The 14,962-nt window shown below is 67.8% G+C and carries 13 protein-coding genes; 6 read left to right on the top strand and 7 right to left on the bottom strand.

Going from position 1 to position 14,962, the window contains the following annotated elements:
- Positions 1 to 64: 64 nt before the first annotated feature.
- Both ACIQU6_RS33250 and ACIQU6_RS33245 read right to left on the bottom strand, forming a co-directional pair.
- A complete protein-coding gene (locus ACIQU6_RS33250) occupies positions 65 to 901 on the bottom strand; it encodes a hypothetical protein (RefSeq protein WP_403485451.1) in 837 nt (278 codons plus the stop codon).
- Positions 901 to 1,650, bottom strand: coding sequence for a TnsA-like heteromeric transposase endonuclease subunit (locus tag ACIQU6_RS33245; RefSeq protein ID WP_403485450.1), 750 nt, complete (start codon positions 1,648 to 1,650; stop codon positions 901 to 903). The genes ACIQU6_RS33250 and ACIQU6_RS33245 overlap by 1 nt, the downstream gene beginning before the upstream one ends.
- A gap of 187 nt (positions 1,651 to 1,837) precedes the next feature.
- On the opposite strand from ACIQU6_RS33245, the gene ACIQU6_RS33240 reads away from it, so the two are divergent.
- The 3 genes from ACIQU6_RS33240 to ACIQU6_RS33230 all read left to right on the top strand — a co-directional run bounded on the left by ACIQU6_RS33240 (position 1,838) and on the right by ACIQU6_RS33230 (position 4,062).
- Complete coding sequence (locus ACIQU6_RS33240) at positions 1,838 to 2,467, top strand: tyrosine-type recombinase/integrase (protein WP_403485449.1); 630 nt, start codon at positions 1,838 to 1,840, stop codon at positions 2,465 to 2,467.
- A gap of 239 nt (positions 2,468 to 2,706) precedes the next feature.
- Complete coding sequence (locus ACIQU6_RS33235; protein WP_403485448.1) at positions 2,707 to 2,913, top strand: helix-turn-helix domain-containing protein; 207 nt, start codon at positions 2,707 to 2,709, stop codon at positions 2,911 to 2,913.
- A 60-nt stretch (positions 2,914 to 2,973) separates the two neighbouring features.
- Positions 2,974 to 4,062 (top strand): tyrosine-type recombinase/integrase, encoded by a 1,089-nt coding sequence (locus ACIQU6_RS33230; protein ID WP_403485447.1) that lies wholly within the window; start codon positions 2,974 to 2,976, stop codon positions 4,060 to 4,062.
- 63 nt (positions 4,063 to 4,125) lie between these two features.
- Here the strand turns inward: ACIQU6_RS33230 and ACIQU6_RS33225 are convergent, their stop codons facing one another.
- From ACIQU6_RS33225 to ACIQU6_RS33205, 5 genes are all read right to left on the bottom strand, one after another.
- Positions 4,126 to 5,568 (bottom strand): hypothetical protein, encoded by a 1,443-nt coding sequence (locus ACIQU6_RS33225; RefSeq protein ID WP_403485446.1) that lies wholly within the window; start codon positions 5,566 to 5,568, stop codon positions 4,126 to 4,128.
- 171 nt (positions 5,569 to 5,739) lie between these two features.
- Positions 5,740 to 7,167 (bottom strand): hypothetical protein, encoded by a 1,428-nt coding sequence (locus ACIQU6_RS33220; protein WP_403485445.1) that lies wholly within the window; start codon positions 7,165 to 7,167, stop codon positions 5,740 to 5,742.
- Positions 7,168 to 7,708: 541 nt separating this feature from the next.
- Positions 7,709 to 8,764: a type III polyketide synthase gene (locus ACIQU6_RS33215; RefSeq protein ID WP_403485444.1), complete on the bottom strand. Its 1,056-nt coding sequence runs from the start codon at positions 8,762 to 8,764 to the stop codon at positions 7,709 to 7,711.
- A gap of 261 nt (positions 8,765 to 9,025) precedes the next feature.
- The gene (locus ACIQU6_RS33210) at positions 9,026 to 10,237 is read right to left on the bottom strand and encodes a cytochrome P450 (protein WP_403485443.1); all 1,212 of its coding nucleotides are present in this window, start codon (positions 10,235 to 10,237) and stop codon (positions 9,026 to 9,028) included.
- 840 nt (positions 10,238 to 11,077) lie between these two features.
- Entirely contained in the window at positions 11,078 to 11,611 is a 534-nt protein-coding gene (locus ACIQU6_RS33205) for a hypothetical protein (protein ID WP_403485442.1), read from the bottom strand.
- 780 nt (positions 11,612 to 12,391) lie between these two features.
- On the opposite strand from ACIQU6_RS33205, the gene ACIQU6_RS33200 reads away from it, so the two are divergent.
- The 3 genes from ACIQU6_RS33200 to ACIQU6_RS33190 are packed head-to-tail and all read left to right on the top strand — an operon-like array spanning position 12,392 to position 14,710.
- A complete protein-coding gene (locus ACIQU6_RS33200) occupies positions 12,392 to 12,847 on the top strand; it encodes a MarR family winged helix-turn-helix transcriptional regulator (protein ID WP_403485441.1) in 456 nt (151 codons plus the stop codon).
- Positions 12,844 to 13,887 (top strand): ATP-binding cassette domain-containing protein, encoded by a 1,044-nt coding sequence (locus ACIQU6_RS33195; RefSeq protein WP_403485440.1) that lies wholly within the window; start codon positions 12,844 to 12,846, stop codon positions 13,885 to 13,887. The genes ACIQU6_RS33200 and ACIQU6_RS33195 overlap by 4 nt, the downstream gene beginning before the upstream one ends.
- On the top strand, positions 13,847 to 14,710 hold the full coding sequence (locus tag ACIQU6_RS33190) for an ABC transporter permease (protein ID WP_403485439.1): 864 nt from the start codon (positions 13,847 to 13,849) through the stop codon (positions 14,708 to 14,710). Before ACIQU6_RS33195 ends, ACIQU6_RS33190 begins: the two co-directional genes overlap by 41 nt.
- Positions 14,711 to 14,962: the final 252 nt, after the last annotated feature.

Raw genomic sequence — 14,962 nt, 5'->3', positions numbered from 1 at the left:
CGCCGACCAGGCAACGACCAAGCGAACGAACCTGAAACCCCGTCAACCCGCCCTGACCTGCTGATCAGTACCTCCCGCACTGCGGGGGAACCTCAACCTCGCCGGGCCGGGTAGCCAGCGTCGGCGTGAACGGCGCCTCCGGCCGCCCGGCCAGAGAACGCCGGGTCGTGGCCGCCCCGAAACTGTGACGCCCCTCGGAAAGCGACTTGACCAGCCGGAAATACGTCGCCCGCGACGGCAGCGGGACCGTGCCCTTCCCGTGCCGCTCGGCGACCAGCTTCTCGGCCTGCCGGATCACACGGGTGCGGGTCCCCGTCGACACGCTCTCCTGCGCGGCCAGGACCTCAAGCACCGCTTCGACCAGGCGCTCGTCCACCTGCCCGGTGCCCGGCGCCGAGGACAACCGGGTGGCTCTGCGGTCCACCAGGCCCCAGAGCCCTTCGTCCCGCCACTTCGACCGCAGCCGGAAGAGGGTCCGCTCCGTCACCGCGGTGCCCGACGCGGTCAGCTCGGCGGCTTTGGCGGTCAGCCGTTCACTCACGGTCCGCCATTGCGGGTCGTATTCGGGCCGGGGAACGGCCCCCTTCGATGCCTCAGGAGGCAGCCCGGTCTCCACCTCGATCAGGTGCTTCTCGAAGAACCGGGCCTTGCGCAGGGCCACTTCGGGGACGGTGTCCAGCAGGCCGAAGGGCGGAAGCCCCGGCGTGGCCGCAGTCGAGTCGAGCAGCTCGAATCCATCCGATGCCATCAGGTGGGCGAACATCACCATGCTCGCGGTGTTGTGCTCGTCGACCAAGCGGACGGTCGTGCCCGACAGGCCCACCACCGTGTGGACCCGGTCCTCAAACCGGACGCGGTCACCCACCCGCAGCACACCCCTGGGCCGCTCGTGCTCCGCCATCAGCCCTCCACCCGACTCACCAAAGAGCGATCGCCCAAGGGGCGCGACAGGTCCGTCGTCAGCCGCCCGCACCACAGCAGATGAAAGACGACCGGCAGCACCAGGACCGGGTCACCGACGTGCGCGGCCTGGCCCACCAGCGGCCCGGGAACAGCGAAGGCCGCCTCGATCGCTTCCTCCAACCCGGCCTGGGCGAACCGCGGATGACGAAACCCGGCAAGCCACCGCAGGTTCGCCACCCGCACCCGGTCGATCTCGCCCACCAGCCGGAAATCCCAGCCCATCGCCTCGCACGCGGTCTGCGTACCAGCGAACTTGGCCAGGTCCCGCGGCTTGCTCCGCCGAGCCTCCGGCCGGCAGTCCACCACCACGGCCGTTCCGTCGGCCCGCCGGGCGAAGTAGTCCGGCGCGTGGGACAGCCGCACCCCCTCCGCAGTCGTCCAGGACAACCAGAACGGCTGCGATGCGAACCATGTGACACGCGGGTCGAAGTCCATCGAGATCGCGTGATCCCGCTCCAGCCAGGACTCGAACTCCACGTGCCGCAGCATCGTGGCCGCCCAGTACAAGCCCGGGAAGTTCCGCTGCCCCCGATACGACGGGAACTCCCGTACCGGATCGGCCTCCTCGAAGGCCAGCTCCGTCACGTCCGCCAGCGACCCGCGTACCTCGACCCCACCCTGAACCCAGGCCACCTCGAAATCGGCCGCCCTGCCCCTGCCGCTCTGCGGCTCCCTCTGATCATCCACACCAGGACGATGTCCACTGCAATGAGACAAGCCACCTGAACCGAGACAAGAGCCACCCCAAAGCGGGACACCGTCTCACTCAAACCTGTCCCCGCCCCGTGCGCGACACGGTCAGCACACAGATCAGTGAGACGGCCCCCGCTTCACTGAGACCGGACACCCCTATTTCCGCAAGGAGTTCACTGCTGTGCTGGTTGATGCATTGGATGAGGAATGGATACTCTCCGGGAGACAAGTTCTCTCGCTATTGGATTGGGTACGCCAGCAGGCTGGCGGCAGTCGCTCGGTTTACCCGTTCCTGGTCACCCTGGCCGAGGGGGCACTCCGTCCGAGTGAAGCGCGATCCCTGCGTGTTCGCGATGTTGTCCTTCGTTCGGGTGATTCTGGTGAGCTGACGGCTGGCTATCGGGGGCGGGCTCGAGTGGTTCCGCTGCGACCGGGGTTCGCCATGTTCCTGCGCGGCTGGATCAACGATGCCGGTCTCCAGAAGGATGATCTGTTGTTCCCCGGCGCGCGTGGTGGGCGACTTTCGGTAGATGCATATATGGGGCTGTGGGAGCAGGCGCAAGAGGCTGTGCTGCCTCACGATGAGCTGCTGGCCTGGCGGTTGGGGGAGCCCGTCGGCATCCTGCGGGAGTCTTCCCTGGTGCGATGGCTGAGGCTGGGCGTCGATGTCGCCACGGTGGCCGAGCTCGCTGGAGTGGCCCCGGCCTGGCTGGCCCTTCGCTACCCGTACTGCTTCCGTCTTGAAGCAACAGAGATCGACTGGGAGCGCCTTGCCCAGACGGCTCGCCTGCCGGAGCCGACTGACCAATGAACCGGGCGGCGCTCCGGCAGCTCAGCGGAGCGCCGCCATCCAGGACCCAATTCCCCACGCTCTCCGGTTCGCCGTCGAGAGCGTTCCTGCAGGGATCCCGTGCGTAGGAGCCCTGCCGTCCCGTGACGTGCTACGCCCCGCCCCGCCCCGACAGGGCTTACGGCTACCAGCACGGGCTGGACTGGCGTCGCGGCCGCCTCGTCGCCGCACCCATTCACCCTCCTGCCAAGGACTCACCCATGCCTGCACGCCTGTTGTCCATCCCCGCCGTCGCTGCCGCCTTGGACGTCGACCGCCGCACCGTCTACCGCTTCATCGCCGCAGGCGACCTTCCAATCGTCGATCTGCGCACGGGCAGGAGCCGTTCGCGGATCCGCGTCCCCGCCGCCGGCCTCGACGACTTCATCTCCAGCCGCGCGGTCGCCGCACCGAGGCCGCGTCGCTGAACCCGGCCCGCCGAAGGGCCTTTCGTGCCGACATGAGGAGTTGGGCTGTACCTACGCAAGTTGAAGACCGGGAACTGGCAGGCGACGGTACGCAACCGCCTCGGTGACCGGTTCAGCGAATCGTTTCCGCTCAAGGCGCAGGCGCGCGCCTGGGGACTCGAGATGGAGACCCAGTTTGCCCGCGGGGGCCTGCGTGACCCACGCGTGGGCGCAACCTCCTTCCGTGACTGGCACGATCGGTGGTGGGACGCCCGCGTCGTCGAGCCCCACACGCTGCAGGGTGACGGGTCGAGTATCAAGAACCACGTCATGCCCCACTGGGCCGACTGGGAAATGCGGGCCATCACCCGCATGGATGTGCAGAGTTGGATCCGCTCATTGATTGACAAGGGCGCCGGGGCCGCGGCCATCAAGCGGGCCTACAACCTGACGTCCTCCATCATGCGGGCGGCCGTCGACGACGACGTCATCGCGGTGAGCCCCTGCCGCAGCATCGATCTGCCCCAGGTCGCAGTCAAACCGCCGCAGTGGTTCACGCTCGACCAGGCGCAGAGCATCCTGGACGAACTCCCCACCGTGTGGCGCACGATGTGCCTGCTCGGCTTTTACACCGGGCTGCGCTGGGGCGAGCTCTCCGGCCTTCATCGGCACCGCATCGACCAGCGCCGCTCCCGCCTGTTCGTCGTCGAGGTCAACACCAAGAGCGGCATCAAGGAGTACCCGAAGAGCTCCAAGAGCCGCCGCGAAGTGCCCCTTCCGCCGCACGCTCTGGAGGCCCTTGAACGCCACATCCACCGACTCGCCCGTGACGCCGTGGTGTTCACCACCCTCACCAAGGGCCGGGCCGGCCGCCTCCTGAGCGACGGCAACTGGCGACGGCAGACCTGGTGGCCAGCCGTGGACGGCGCCTACTACTTCGACGATGACGGCGAGCAGCAGCTCGTCCCGCACTATCCGCCACATTCCATGCGTCACACCTGCGCCTCATGGCTGGTTCAGACGGGAGTCTCGCTGTACGAGGTCCAGCACCTTCTTGGCCACGAGAGTTTCCAGACCACTCAGCGCTACGCCCACCTCCAGCCGGACGCACACAAGGCTGTCCTCGGAGCCTGGGAGCGCATGGAAGCCCCGCTCACTATCGCTGCATAAACGTTCCTTCGCCCCGTCCCCAGTGGACGGGGCGAAGCCGTTTGCGGAGGGCGAGGACGCACATCACAGACCCGTGCCGCCCGACTGGGACTGGGACAGAGCCGAACGGCCATCGGAGTCGAACGGCCACGGGTAGGCGTAGCCATCGACCCTCGCGATCTCGCGAAGTACCTCCCGCGTCGCCGGAGGGTCAGGCGGAGCGCTCAGAGGGTGCTGCAGGGGGTCGAGACGTGCCGCGTACGCCTCAGCCCACTCAAGCCACTGTGCCTCCCCGCCCAGAACCGATGTGCTGTCGGTTCGGGCGCGGGCGGCCTGGCAGAACGCGCGTATCTCGGCAGCCCATTGCCAAGCTCCGACCTGAGCGGTGAGGAACTCGGCGCGGTGCTGCTCGACCTGCTGTTCACGGGCCTGCGCGATGGCTGCGTACCACCGGCGTCGCCGCTCGGCTTCGAGGAACTCCTGCTCCCGCTCCCGGCGTTCGGCTTCCGCAGCGCGATGTTCGAGATCTTGCAGGAGGAGACCCAGTCGGGACTCCAGGGTCCATCGCGCTCCGTCGCTGTACGAGTAGGAGTTCCAGCTGTTGGCGGGTGAGCCGAGGGCGAGGCGACCGTTGAACTCTTCGTCGTACTTGGGCGGTCGGGTCCACGGGTTGCCTTCCTGCTGGCGGATTTCTTGTGCGGTGGGCTGGTGCGGGACTCTGGTTGTCCGCTCGGTGAGGGCGAGGGGATAGGCGTGGCCTCGGATCACGATCGCCACAGTGTGCACGGCCTCGCCGCGTTCCAGGTCCGTCTGAGTCTCGGCGGTGTAGCCGCGGCTCTCGGCCTCGGTCAGGAACGCGTGCATGATCCGAAGGGCGCGGTCGACGAGCGGACGCGACACGTACAGCGGGATGACCTCCGCCCTGCCACGGGTATCGACCATGCCCTGAGAACGCCCCAGAACCTTGCGCGTCGCACGGACAAGCGGATGAGGTCGATCCAGAACTTCGGGGACATCAATGGCCGGCACTGGAGGAGGCTGGGCCGCCTTCTCTGCCTCCTCGTCGACCAGCGTGAAGACGCAGTCGCCCCGCTGGCGGCCATTCCACCGCAACTTGTGGCCTTCAGGCACGTGCCCGTGGTGAAGCGCGTCGTAGTAGGCGGCTCGCCACCGGCCACGGGTCTGGGGCGCGGGATCAGGGACCGTGATCTTCCCAGGGGTCGATTGCAGCCGGGAGATCAGCTCGGCCCCGTCCGCCGGGGCCCGCGCAGCTTGGGCTGCATCGCCCTTGAGCCGCTCCTTCTCCGCCTGCACCTGGCGAGGGTGCTTGCCGTGCATGAGGTAGAAGCGACCGTCCGCAGTCACCACGGCGACGTGATTGTTGCCACGCCAGGTCCTCTGGATCAGCCCACGCTGTTCCAGCGCCCATGCTGTATGTACGCGGCCAGGTGCGATTTGCACGGCATCGGAAGCCGCCGCGATCTCGCGGAGCAGGGTGGCCTGCGGTGCGGACACTGCGTATTTCACTTCTACGGCTCCACTCGACAGCGTGCGGTCGGGACGGTCAACGTAGAGCGGGTGGGCGGGGATTGGGAGGCTAGCGGTCCCTCGGAGGAGTGCTTGAGGGCGATCTTGCGCACAACCGGCGGTAACCGGTGTAGGGCAGCACGAAAGTTCCGGTTCAGAGTGAGTGAACGTTCACTGCGGCTGCTGCGACGTCGGCGGGGAGTAGGAGTTCATCTTCGGCCTCTTCTTTGCGCTGCGACTGCGGGTGCGTACGGCCCGATCACGGAGCGTCTCGTTGCTTGTTTCGAATCCGAGCATGACGTTGTACCCCTCTCGGGCGCGCTGCAGCCCGAAGTCCCTCAACTGCTCGACGCTGGTCCCCACCGTGCCGACTCGGCCGAGCTTCACCAGCTCCGCGAACTCCGATCCGACGAGGTAGTTGACTGCCCTCTCGTAGCTGAAGATGCGTCCACCCTTGGGGCCGAGCGTGCAGTCGTCCTCCAGGAGGATGCGGGCATAGGAGAGGGGGATGTACATGCCGTGGGCCAGCTCGGTGCTGGAAGCCGCCCCGTTTCGCCAGTGTGCGAACTTCAGGAAGCATGCGTCCACGGAGAGGCGCCACTCATGGGAGCGGGCGGGCTTTGTACTGAGCTGTGAAACCTGTTCCAAGCGGTCCATCTGGTCCAGGAGTTGCTTGTTCACCCGGTATTCCTTACGCCGGGGTTCCAAGCGTTTGTACTGGACGAGGACGAAGCTGTGTGTGGGGTGGTGGTAGTAGATCATGTCTGTGCCCAGTCGGCTCTCCACCGGAGTGGCATTGACGTTGACGACCTCAAGACGGCGTCCTGTGGAGTCTTCTAGCACGTGGATGTCGCATCGAACGTCACCGCGTTGCCGCCAGTCGTCGAAGCGGGGCACTTGATCGCCCAGGCCAACCCGTACGTCGTGGTCGATCAGGCTGTTTTCCACCGGGTCCGGAATGAGTCCCGCCAGGTATGGCTCTTCCCGGGACGCGGGGCGCCCCCAGACCGACAGTGCGGAGTGCGGGAAATCGGTCACGCGAGTAAGGGTCTGAGCCGCGTCTCTCTGCTCCTGCCACGCACGGTCCGCTGCGTCCTCGACGTTGAAGTCGAGCGGGTTGAGCTGGGCGAGCAACCAGTCGATGTACCGGGACAACTCGGGGTGGCGTCTTAGGAGTGCTTCCTGCAAAGCCTGCCAGGTTTCCATGCCACAGTGGCCTGCGCTTTCTGACAGAGCACGCTCCACATGACGTCGGTGTGTCGAAGGCAAGGATGCGAGGATTCCGTCGGGACCGTCCAGAGGAACCGGCTCCGGACATCTACGCATGGGCTCGATGGTGACGCTTCTGTCGACCGGACCCACGGTGTTGATGCGCTGGACTGACCCCATCCAGGTGATGAAGCGGCCGTGTTCGGCGAGCCCGTCGCTGCCGGAGTTCGCGGAACGCGCCAGGTTGTCGCGGACCAAGAACACCAACCTGGTACCGGTGTCTGACGTGTCGAGCCCAGTGGGCAGCCCTTTGGTGAAGCGTTCAGAGATGAGCCAGTCGTCTTCGTTGTCGGCCATCTGTTCCGGGGTGAGGGTCACTATGTAGGTCACGAGCGGACTTTACCGATGCGGTCGACGCCACAGGCGTACGGAACGCCCGGTCCTGTAAGTCGAGTTGTCACGTTTGTTAGGCGATGCCTGGCCGAGGAGTTGCTGGGCGACGGGATTGAAGGACATCGAGCCGTCCGAAGTCCGACGGGACCCCAACGGTCACTTCGGCGCGCAACTCATCCGGCCCCAGCGCACCGTCAACCGGGCGCCGGCCAGGGCAGGGAACCCGGGGAGCACACCATGTCACGACTGGTTGTGACGCTCGTTTGACGCTCTGGGCGCCAGATCGCGGAACCGCGAGCCCAAAAGTGGGCTCTGACCTGGCCTTTTCCGAGCATCGCTCGGCCCGACATCTTCCCGATGACGCATCACGTGGAGTGCGTGGTGATCCTGGAGTCGGTGAAGAAGGGGCGGTAGCGGGCCGTCGGTCGCGGAGTGTCGCGGACCGACGGTGCAACTCGCCGACTGTGTCGGTGAGTTGCACCGTCGTCGGTTCGGGGGCGCCGGGCGTGACTTGGCCCATGCGCCCCCGCGCCGTCCTTCACGTCGCCGTCGACGACCACGTCCCCAGCGCCATCTCCGCGGTGATGCCGGGGCCGAAGCCGGCCAGGAGGCCGCGCTGGCCCTCCTGCGCTGACTCCTCGTCGAACATGCGGGCCAGTGCGTCCAGTACCACCGCGCTGGCTATGTTGCCGTACTCGGTCAGCGTCGCCCGGCTGAAGCGGAACGCCTCGCGGGGGACGCCGAGGAAACGGCTGAGGTCGTCGAGGATGCGCGGGCCGCCGGCGTGGACGATGTAGAAGTCCAAGTTGCCCGCGTCCCAGTGGTGTTCGTCGGCCAGCGCGCGGAGCGCCGGCGCGAGCGGCTCCATCGTTCCCGGGACCCGCTTGTCCAACTGGAAGTGGAATCCCGTGGAGCGCACCGCATACGAGATCCAGTCCTCGGTGTGCGGTATCAGGTAGGAGGCGTTCCGTTCGAGGTGGACGCCCGTGCCGCCCCTGCCGCGCATCACGGCCGCCGCGACCGCGTCCCCGAACAGGCCGTTGGACAGCAGCGATCCGACGCCCATGTCCGAGGGCTGATAGCACAGCGAGCAGAACTCGCAGGCGACGAGCAGGACGTTGGCTTCCGGGTAGGCCCGGCAGAAGTCGTGCGCGCGGTTGATCGCGGCGCCTCCCGCGGCGCAGCCGAGTTGGGCGATGGGGACCTGCCGGGTGTCCGACCGGAATCCCATGTGGTTGATGAGCCACGCCGTCAGCGACGGCATCATGAAGCCGGTGCACGAGACGTAGACGATCAGGTCGATGTCTCGCGGCTCCAACTCCGCCTGGTCCAGTGCCTTGCGTACCACGGCGGGGACGCGGGCCTTGGACTCCTCCTCGTAGATGGCGCTGCGGGCGTCGAGCCCGGGATGCTCCAGCACCTTGTCGATGGGCTGGATCAGGTGCCGACGCGACACGCCCGTATGCTCGATGAGTCTCAGCACGAGTTTCAGCTGGGCGTGGTCGCCGTGAAGCTGTCGTGCCAGTTCGAGGGTGTCGTCCCTGGTGATGATGTACTCAGGGACCGCGATTGCCGGTTTGCACAAAACCGCCATCGGATGCACTCCTTGCAGACTGTGGTCCGCCCAGTGCTTTTTCTGCTCTGTAATTCGCGTCGTGGTCGCTTCCGTTGTCGGCCGGCGGAATCTCAGGAGATTCCATCGGCCCGATGACACAGACCCCTGGAAGGACGCGAGCGGGCCATCCGTCGAAGAATGGACTTTCCCCGTGCAGATGGGTCATTCCTAGACCGTACGCCAGGGGGGTGAGTTCCGCATGCCGCGGTCGGGGCCGCGGGAATCCGCGGCCCCGATACCTCACCACACCACCGGCAGGGCCAGCGGATAGCGCCAGATCGCGGTCTCGTTCCAGCGCAGTTCCTCGGCCGGCTTCGCCAACTTCAGCTCGGGGAAGCGCTTCAGCAACGTGCCCAGCGCCACCTGCATCTCGGTCAGGGCCAGCGGGGCGCCCAGGCAGTGGTGCCCGCCCCAGCCAAACGTCATGTGGCCGGTGGTCTCGCGCGTCAGGTCCACCTCGTCGGGCCGCTCGAACTTCTTCGGGTCCCGGTTGGCCGTCAGGTACGAGACGTGCACGATGTCCCCGGCCCGGATCGTCACGCCGCTCAACTCGACGTCCTCCAGCGCGACTCGCGGGATGCCGACGCCCTTGCGGAACGGAATGAAGCGCAGCAGCTCCTCCAGCGCCTGCGGCAGCGCCTCGGGGTGCGCGCGCAGCATCGCCAGGTCCTTGGGCCGGGTCAGCAACATGTAGGAGAGGTTGCCGATCTCGTACGTGGTGGTGTCCTGGCCGGTGATCAGGAGCACCATGGCCATGACAGTGAGCTCCTTCTCGTCGAGGACCTCGTCCCCGACACGGGCTGTCGCCAAGGCGCTGATCAGGTCGTCGCCCGGGTCGCGCCGGCGTCGTGCGGTCAACTCCTTGAAGTACTCCCGCATGTTCGCCTTGGCGTGGATGGCGTTTTCCTTGTTGTCGAGGCTGACGTTCATCATCGTGCGGGCGTACGTGCGCAGTTGCGCGCGCTCGCCCTCCGGGATGTCCAGCACCTCGCAGATGGTCGTCAGCGGCAGCGGCGACGCGAGGTTCTCCATCAGGTCACCCGGCGCCCCGTCCTCGACCATGCGGTCCAGCAGGTCGTCCACGGCGTGCTGGGTGCGCGCCCGCATCCGCTCCACCTGCTTCGGGGCGAACGCCTTGGACACCAGGCTCCGCAGTCGGCTGCTCGCGGGCGGGTCCATCACGTTGATGGCCTCGTCCTGCACGATCGGCTCCGGCGTCATGCGCGGGAAGTCCCGCCCGACGATGGCGTGCCGGCTGAACCGCCGGTCCGTCGTCACCGTCCGCACGTCCTCGTACCGCGTGACCAGCCACGCCTCGCCTTCGCCGTACGGCAGCCGAATGCGTGCGACGGGCTCTTCGGTCATGATCCGCCTGAGCGTCGGATCGAACTCCAACGCCTCGGCGTAATCGAACGGGCAATTCCAGACGGTGCTGTCGGATTCCTGTGCCATTCCGAACTCCCGGGGTGAGAAGGACGGGTGCGTTTCGGTCGAAAGACTTGAGGAGAGCTGAGGGGGCTTGAACGGGTGGATCGGGGTGGATCGGGATCGAGGTGAGGGGCGAATTGTCGGGCACGACGGGTCGAGCGTGATGTGCGGAATTGCCGCCCGCGGTTTGGGCAGCCGAAAGGCATGCATGCCCTCGCCGGCGGGCCGCAAAGGCGCTATTTCATCCCCGATATCGTACGCAGGCGCCCTGTGCTCCGCCTCGGCTGACCAGGTTCGGGTCGGGCCGTCACGCCGTACGACGGTTTCGTTTTGCACCGCTCTTTCAGGCTGGTTCCTGCCTCGTCCGGCGAAGTGAGCGGGGTGGCGTGCGCAGCCAGGCAATTGCGCCGAATGGGTGATGGGTCGGGGGAGCGGGTGTGGTGGGGGTGGTTGGTTGCTCTGGGATGGAGCGAGGTGGGGTCGGGTGGGTACCGGATCGTCGGGGGCTTCGCCGCCGGCATGGTGGTGGGCGCGATGCCTCGTGGTGACTGTGTGGTCACTCTGGCTGGTTACGGGGGGCGCGGTTTCGTTGGTAGGGGGAGCGGAGTCGCTCGACGGTGGGGGCGTGCCCCTGCTTAATGGTCGCCCATTGGCGTCCGCGTTGCCTTTCTGTGGGCGTGGGCGTGGGCGTGGGCGTGGGCGTGGCTGTGGGTGGGCTGCGGCCGCGCCTGTATCGGTCTGCAGGTGATCTGCGGCGGCATGATCGGCGGCCACCCGGCTCGGTCGGCCGGAGTCAGGGTCGGGATCATGCCCGAGCGGAGTCGGCGTTCACGTGCGTGTGCGACAACTCCGTCCGGAGGATGCTCAATCCGTCTGGTGGGCGTCTCGGGCCGCGTCCACGAAGTTCTCCAGCGCCTTCCAGAAGGGACGGTATGCGGCGTCGAACTCCGCGCGGCAGTCCCTGCCTTTGGCCGTGCCTGGTTGAAGCGCCTCGTAGAAGGGGCCGGTGGTCTTCTGGAGGGCGAGTGCCGCGGCCGCGGCCGACGGCGGGCCCTCCAACTCCACGACCCGGGCGCAGCGTCGGATCTTCGCGTACTCCGCGACCTCCCGGTCGAGCAGTACGTCGAGCCTGGCGGTCCGCTCCGCGGAGGCCGGCTCCCGCAGCTCCGCCGAAATCTCCCAGAACAACTCGCCGATCCGGTGGGTCTGTTCGATCAGGTCCAGGTAAGCGGTGCGCCGGCTCTCCCGCAGGCGCTCGGCCCGCTGCGAGCGTGCCGCGGTCTCCGCCTGTATGCGGGCAGCCCGCGTACTGCCGCGGCTGGTTACCCAACTGGCCAGTACCGCCGTACCGCCCGTCACTGCCGCGATCGCCAGAGTCCACACCGTGCTGTCGCCCACGCGTCGTCACGATACCCATCGCACCTTCCGCCGGCCGCTACCGGTGCGCCGGTTCCGGCACCGCTCCGTGCGCGCTCACGCCCCAGTCATGTTCGTGGTTACGTCAGTTATCTCGCCGGGTACGACAACTGCGTCTGTGGCCAAGCCTGTTGAGGCCACAGTCGTGTCTTTCATTGCTGCCTCCTCGGCTTTTCTGCCTGCGTCTTCCTCAGGTTTCGCTGTCTTCCGTCGCCCTTGTGGCGGGCGGGCCGCTGCCGGGCCCGCTACGGGTGAGCCGACGGATGCCGGCGGGGCCGGAGCGCCTGCGGTGCTTGCGCTCCGTCGGCAATCCAAGATCGCGCCGCCCGTAGGCGCGCCGGTCCCGCCACCTCCACCGGGCGACTGACCGCATGGCCAAAGGCCAAGTGAACGGTCGGCTCACCGAACGGCCGGCCCGCTCGGTCAGTGATCAACTGGGCGGCTGGTCGCGGTCGTCCGTCGGATCTCGTCGTGGAGTTCAGCCGTCGGTGGAGTGGTCAGGCGAAGTCCCAGCGCCGTTGGGTCTGGGTGGTGACTAGGTACTCGTACGGGAGACGTGCGGTCCTCGTTCCGGTGGGGGCGGAACGCTTCCGTCGCGATCGTCGACGCGGCGCGCGGAGTGAACCTCTTGGGCCTGGCCATGGCGCGCCGTGCCACTCGGTCCTTCCCTGTGACCGGCCGGCCGGCAGGCGTCTTGTGCCGTCCCGTTTGGTCAGTGTCCGCCCTACTGCATTGCCTCCGTCTCAGAGCTAAAGTCGACGTATGGCCACAGGGGACCTCCCCGATGAGCTGGCTGACGTACTGGCCGGGATCCAGCGGCTGATCCGCCGGCGGCTCCGCCCCGGCATGCCCGTGCCCAGGCTGCGGGGCGCGCAGGTCGAACTCCTGCGGCTGGTCTCCGCCCGACCCGGCATCCGGGTCTCCGCCGCCGCGCAGGAGCTCTACCTGGCGGGTAACTCGGTCTCCACGCTGGTCAACGAGCTCAGCCGGGCCGGCTATCTACGACGTGAGACCGACCCCGCTGATCGGCGCTCGGCCCAGCTCTTCCCCACGCCGGAGGCGCGGGCACGGCTGCGCGACTGGGAGACCCGCCGCAGTGCGCTCGTCCACGCACAGGTCGCGCGCCTCCCCGAGGCCGACCGGGCGGCTTTGGAGGCAGCTCTTCCGGCGCTGCGCCGGCTCGCCCACAACCTGCACCAGCAGACGGAGGGATCATGACCAGCGACGACCCCGGCCGGACGGTGCCGCACACCGCCACCGGAGAACCCCAGGAGACCGCCGGCGCACCGGTCGGAGCCGCCGACCCAGTGGCCCCGACAGGCACCCCGGCCCCGGATGCTCTCTCCTGCCACGCGCTGCGCTATGCCTTCGGCGAGACCAGGGCCGTGGACGGAGTGGATCTCGCCGTTCGCACCGGCGAGGTCTTCGGCCTGCTCGGACCGAACGGCGCGGGCAAGACCACCGCCATCCGCTGCATCACCACCCTGCTGCCCGTTCCGGCGGGCATGGTGCGGGTCTTCGGGCATGACGCGGCGCGGGAGCGGATGGCCGTTCGGCGCCTCCTGGGCTATGTGCCACAGCAGTTGTCCGCCGATGCCGGGCTCACCGGCCGGGAGAACGTCGCACTCTTCGCCCGGGTCTTCGACGTGCCGCGCCGCGAGCGGGCCGCCCGTGTCGCCCAGGCACTGGAGGCCGTCAACCTCACCGACGCCGCGAACCGGCTCGCCAAGACCTACTCAGGTGGCATGATCCGCCGCCTGGAACTCGCCCAGGCCCTGGTCAGCGCGCCCCGCCTGTTGATGCTCGACGAACCGACGATCGGTCTCGACCCGATCGCCCGCACCAGCGTCTGGGAGCACATCAACGCGGTGCGTGCCGCCACCGGCATGACCGTCCTGGTCACCACCCACTACATGGACGAGGCCGAGCAGTACTGCGACCGCGTCGCCCTGATGCACCGCGGTCGGATCCGGGCCCTGGGCACGCCCGGCGAACTCCGCTCCGCCCTGCGCGCCCGCCGCGCCCGTGCCGAGCAGTCCCTAAGCGCAACAACCGAATCCGCTGCCGCCGCGACCGCTGCGTCCACGACCGCTACGTCTGTGGCTGCAGCGCCCGCGTCCCGTCCCGCTCCCTCGTCCGATACGGAGCCGACGCTGGAAGACGTCTTCCGGGACGTCGCCGGCACCGGCCTCGACGAGCAGTCAGGAGGCTTCCGCGATGTCCGGAGTACCCGTCGCACCGCGGCCCGGGTCGGCTGAAGCCACCGCCGCCCCACGCCACTTGGACCTGCTACTGGCCCCACCGCGCGCCCGTACCGGCTGGCGGGTACTGCCCGCCAGGGTCGCCGCGATGTGTGTGGTCGAGTTGCAGAAGCTCCGCCACGACCGCACCGAGCTCTACACCCGCGCCGTTCAACCCGCCCTCTGGCTCGTGGTCTTCGGTGAGACCTTCACGCGTATCAAGGCCATCCCCACTGGTGGCACCCCCTATATCGACTATCTGGCGCCCGGGATCATTGCCCAGTCCGCCATGTTCATCGCGATCTTCTACGGGATCATGATCATCTGGGAGCGGGATGCCGGCATCCTCACCAAGCTGCTGGTCACTCCCACCCCGCGGTCCGCCCTGATCGCGGGCAAGGCGTTTGCCGCCGGAGTGAAGGCGCTGCTCCAGGCAGTTGTGGTGATCGTCATCGCCGCACTCCTCGGCGTGGCCATGACGTGGAACCCGTTGCGCCTGCTCGGCGTCGCCGTCGCCGTGATCCTCGGCTCGGCCTTCTTCTCCTGTCTGTCGATGACGATCGCCGGCATCGTGCTGACCCGTGACCGTCTGATGGGCATCGGACAGGCCATCACCATGCCGCTCTTCTTCGCCTCCAACGCCCTCTATCCCGTGGCCGTCATGCCCGGTTGGCTACAGGCGATCAGCAAGGTCAACCCCCTCAGCTACCAGGTCGAAGCGCTCCGCGGACTGCTTCTGGGCACCCCCTCTCATCTGGCCCTCGACTTCGCTGTCCTCGTCGGCGCCGCGGTCGCCGGTATCGCCGCCGCATCCTCACTCCTCGGCCGCCTGGCCCGTTGACTCACCGGCCCTCGTCGCATCTCGGCGACCGGCCGGCCGTACTTCCCGGGCGGCGGGCCCGGTCCAGCCGTCGATTCCCTTCCGAGGAAGGCACGTTGTGTATCCATTACCCCACCGTAAGTGACGCCACTGACAACGGCCCCGGCCAGCGGAAATGCCTGAGTGGCCGCCGCTTTCAAGGGCCCCTCCTCGCGAGTGAGGCGACCGTCTCGATCGCGCGGAGGCCGGCCTCTCGCGTCCGCCGCGCTGAAC

The organism is Streptomyces sp. NPDC090442, from assembly GCF_044769405.1.
Classification (GTDB): Bacteria; Actinomycetota; Actinomycetes; order Streptomycetales; family Streptomycetaceae; genus Streptomyces.
Note: the sequence above shows the minus strand (reverse complement) of the source record. Positions and strands in the feature narration are given on the sequence as shown.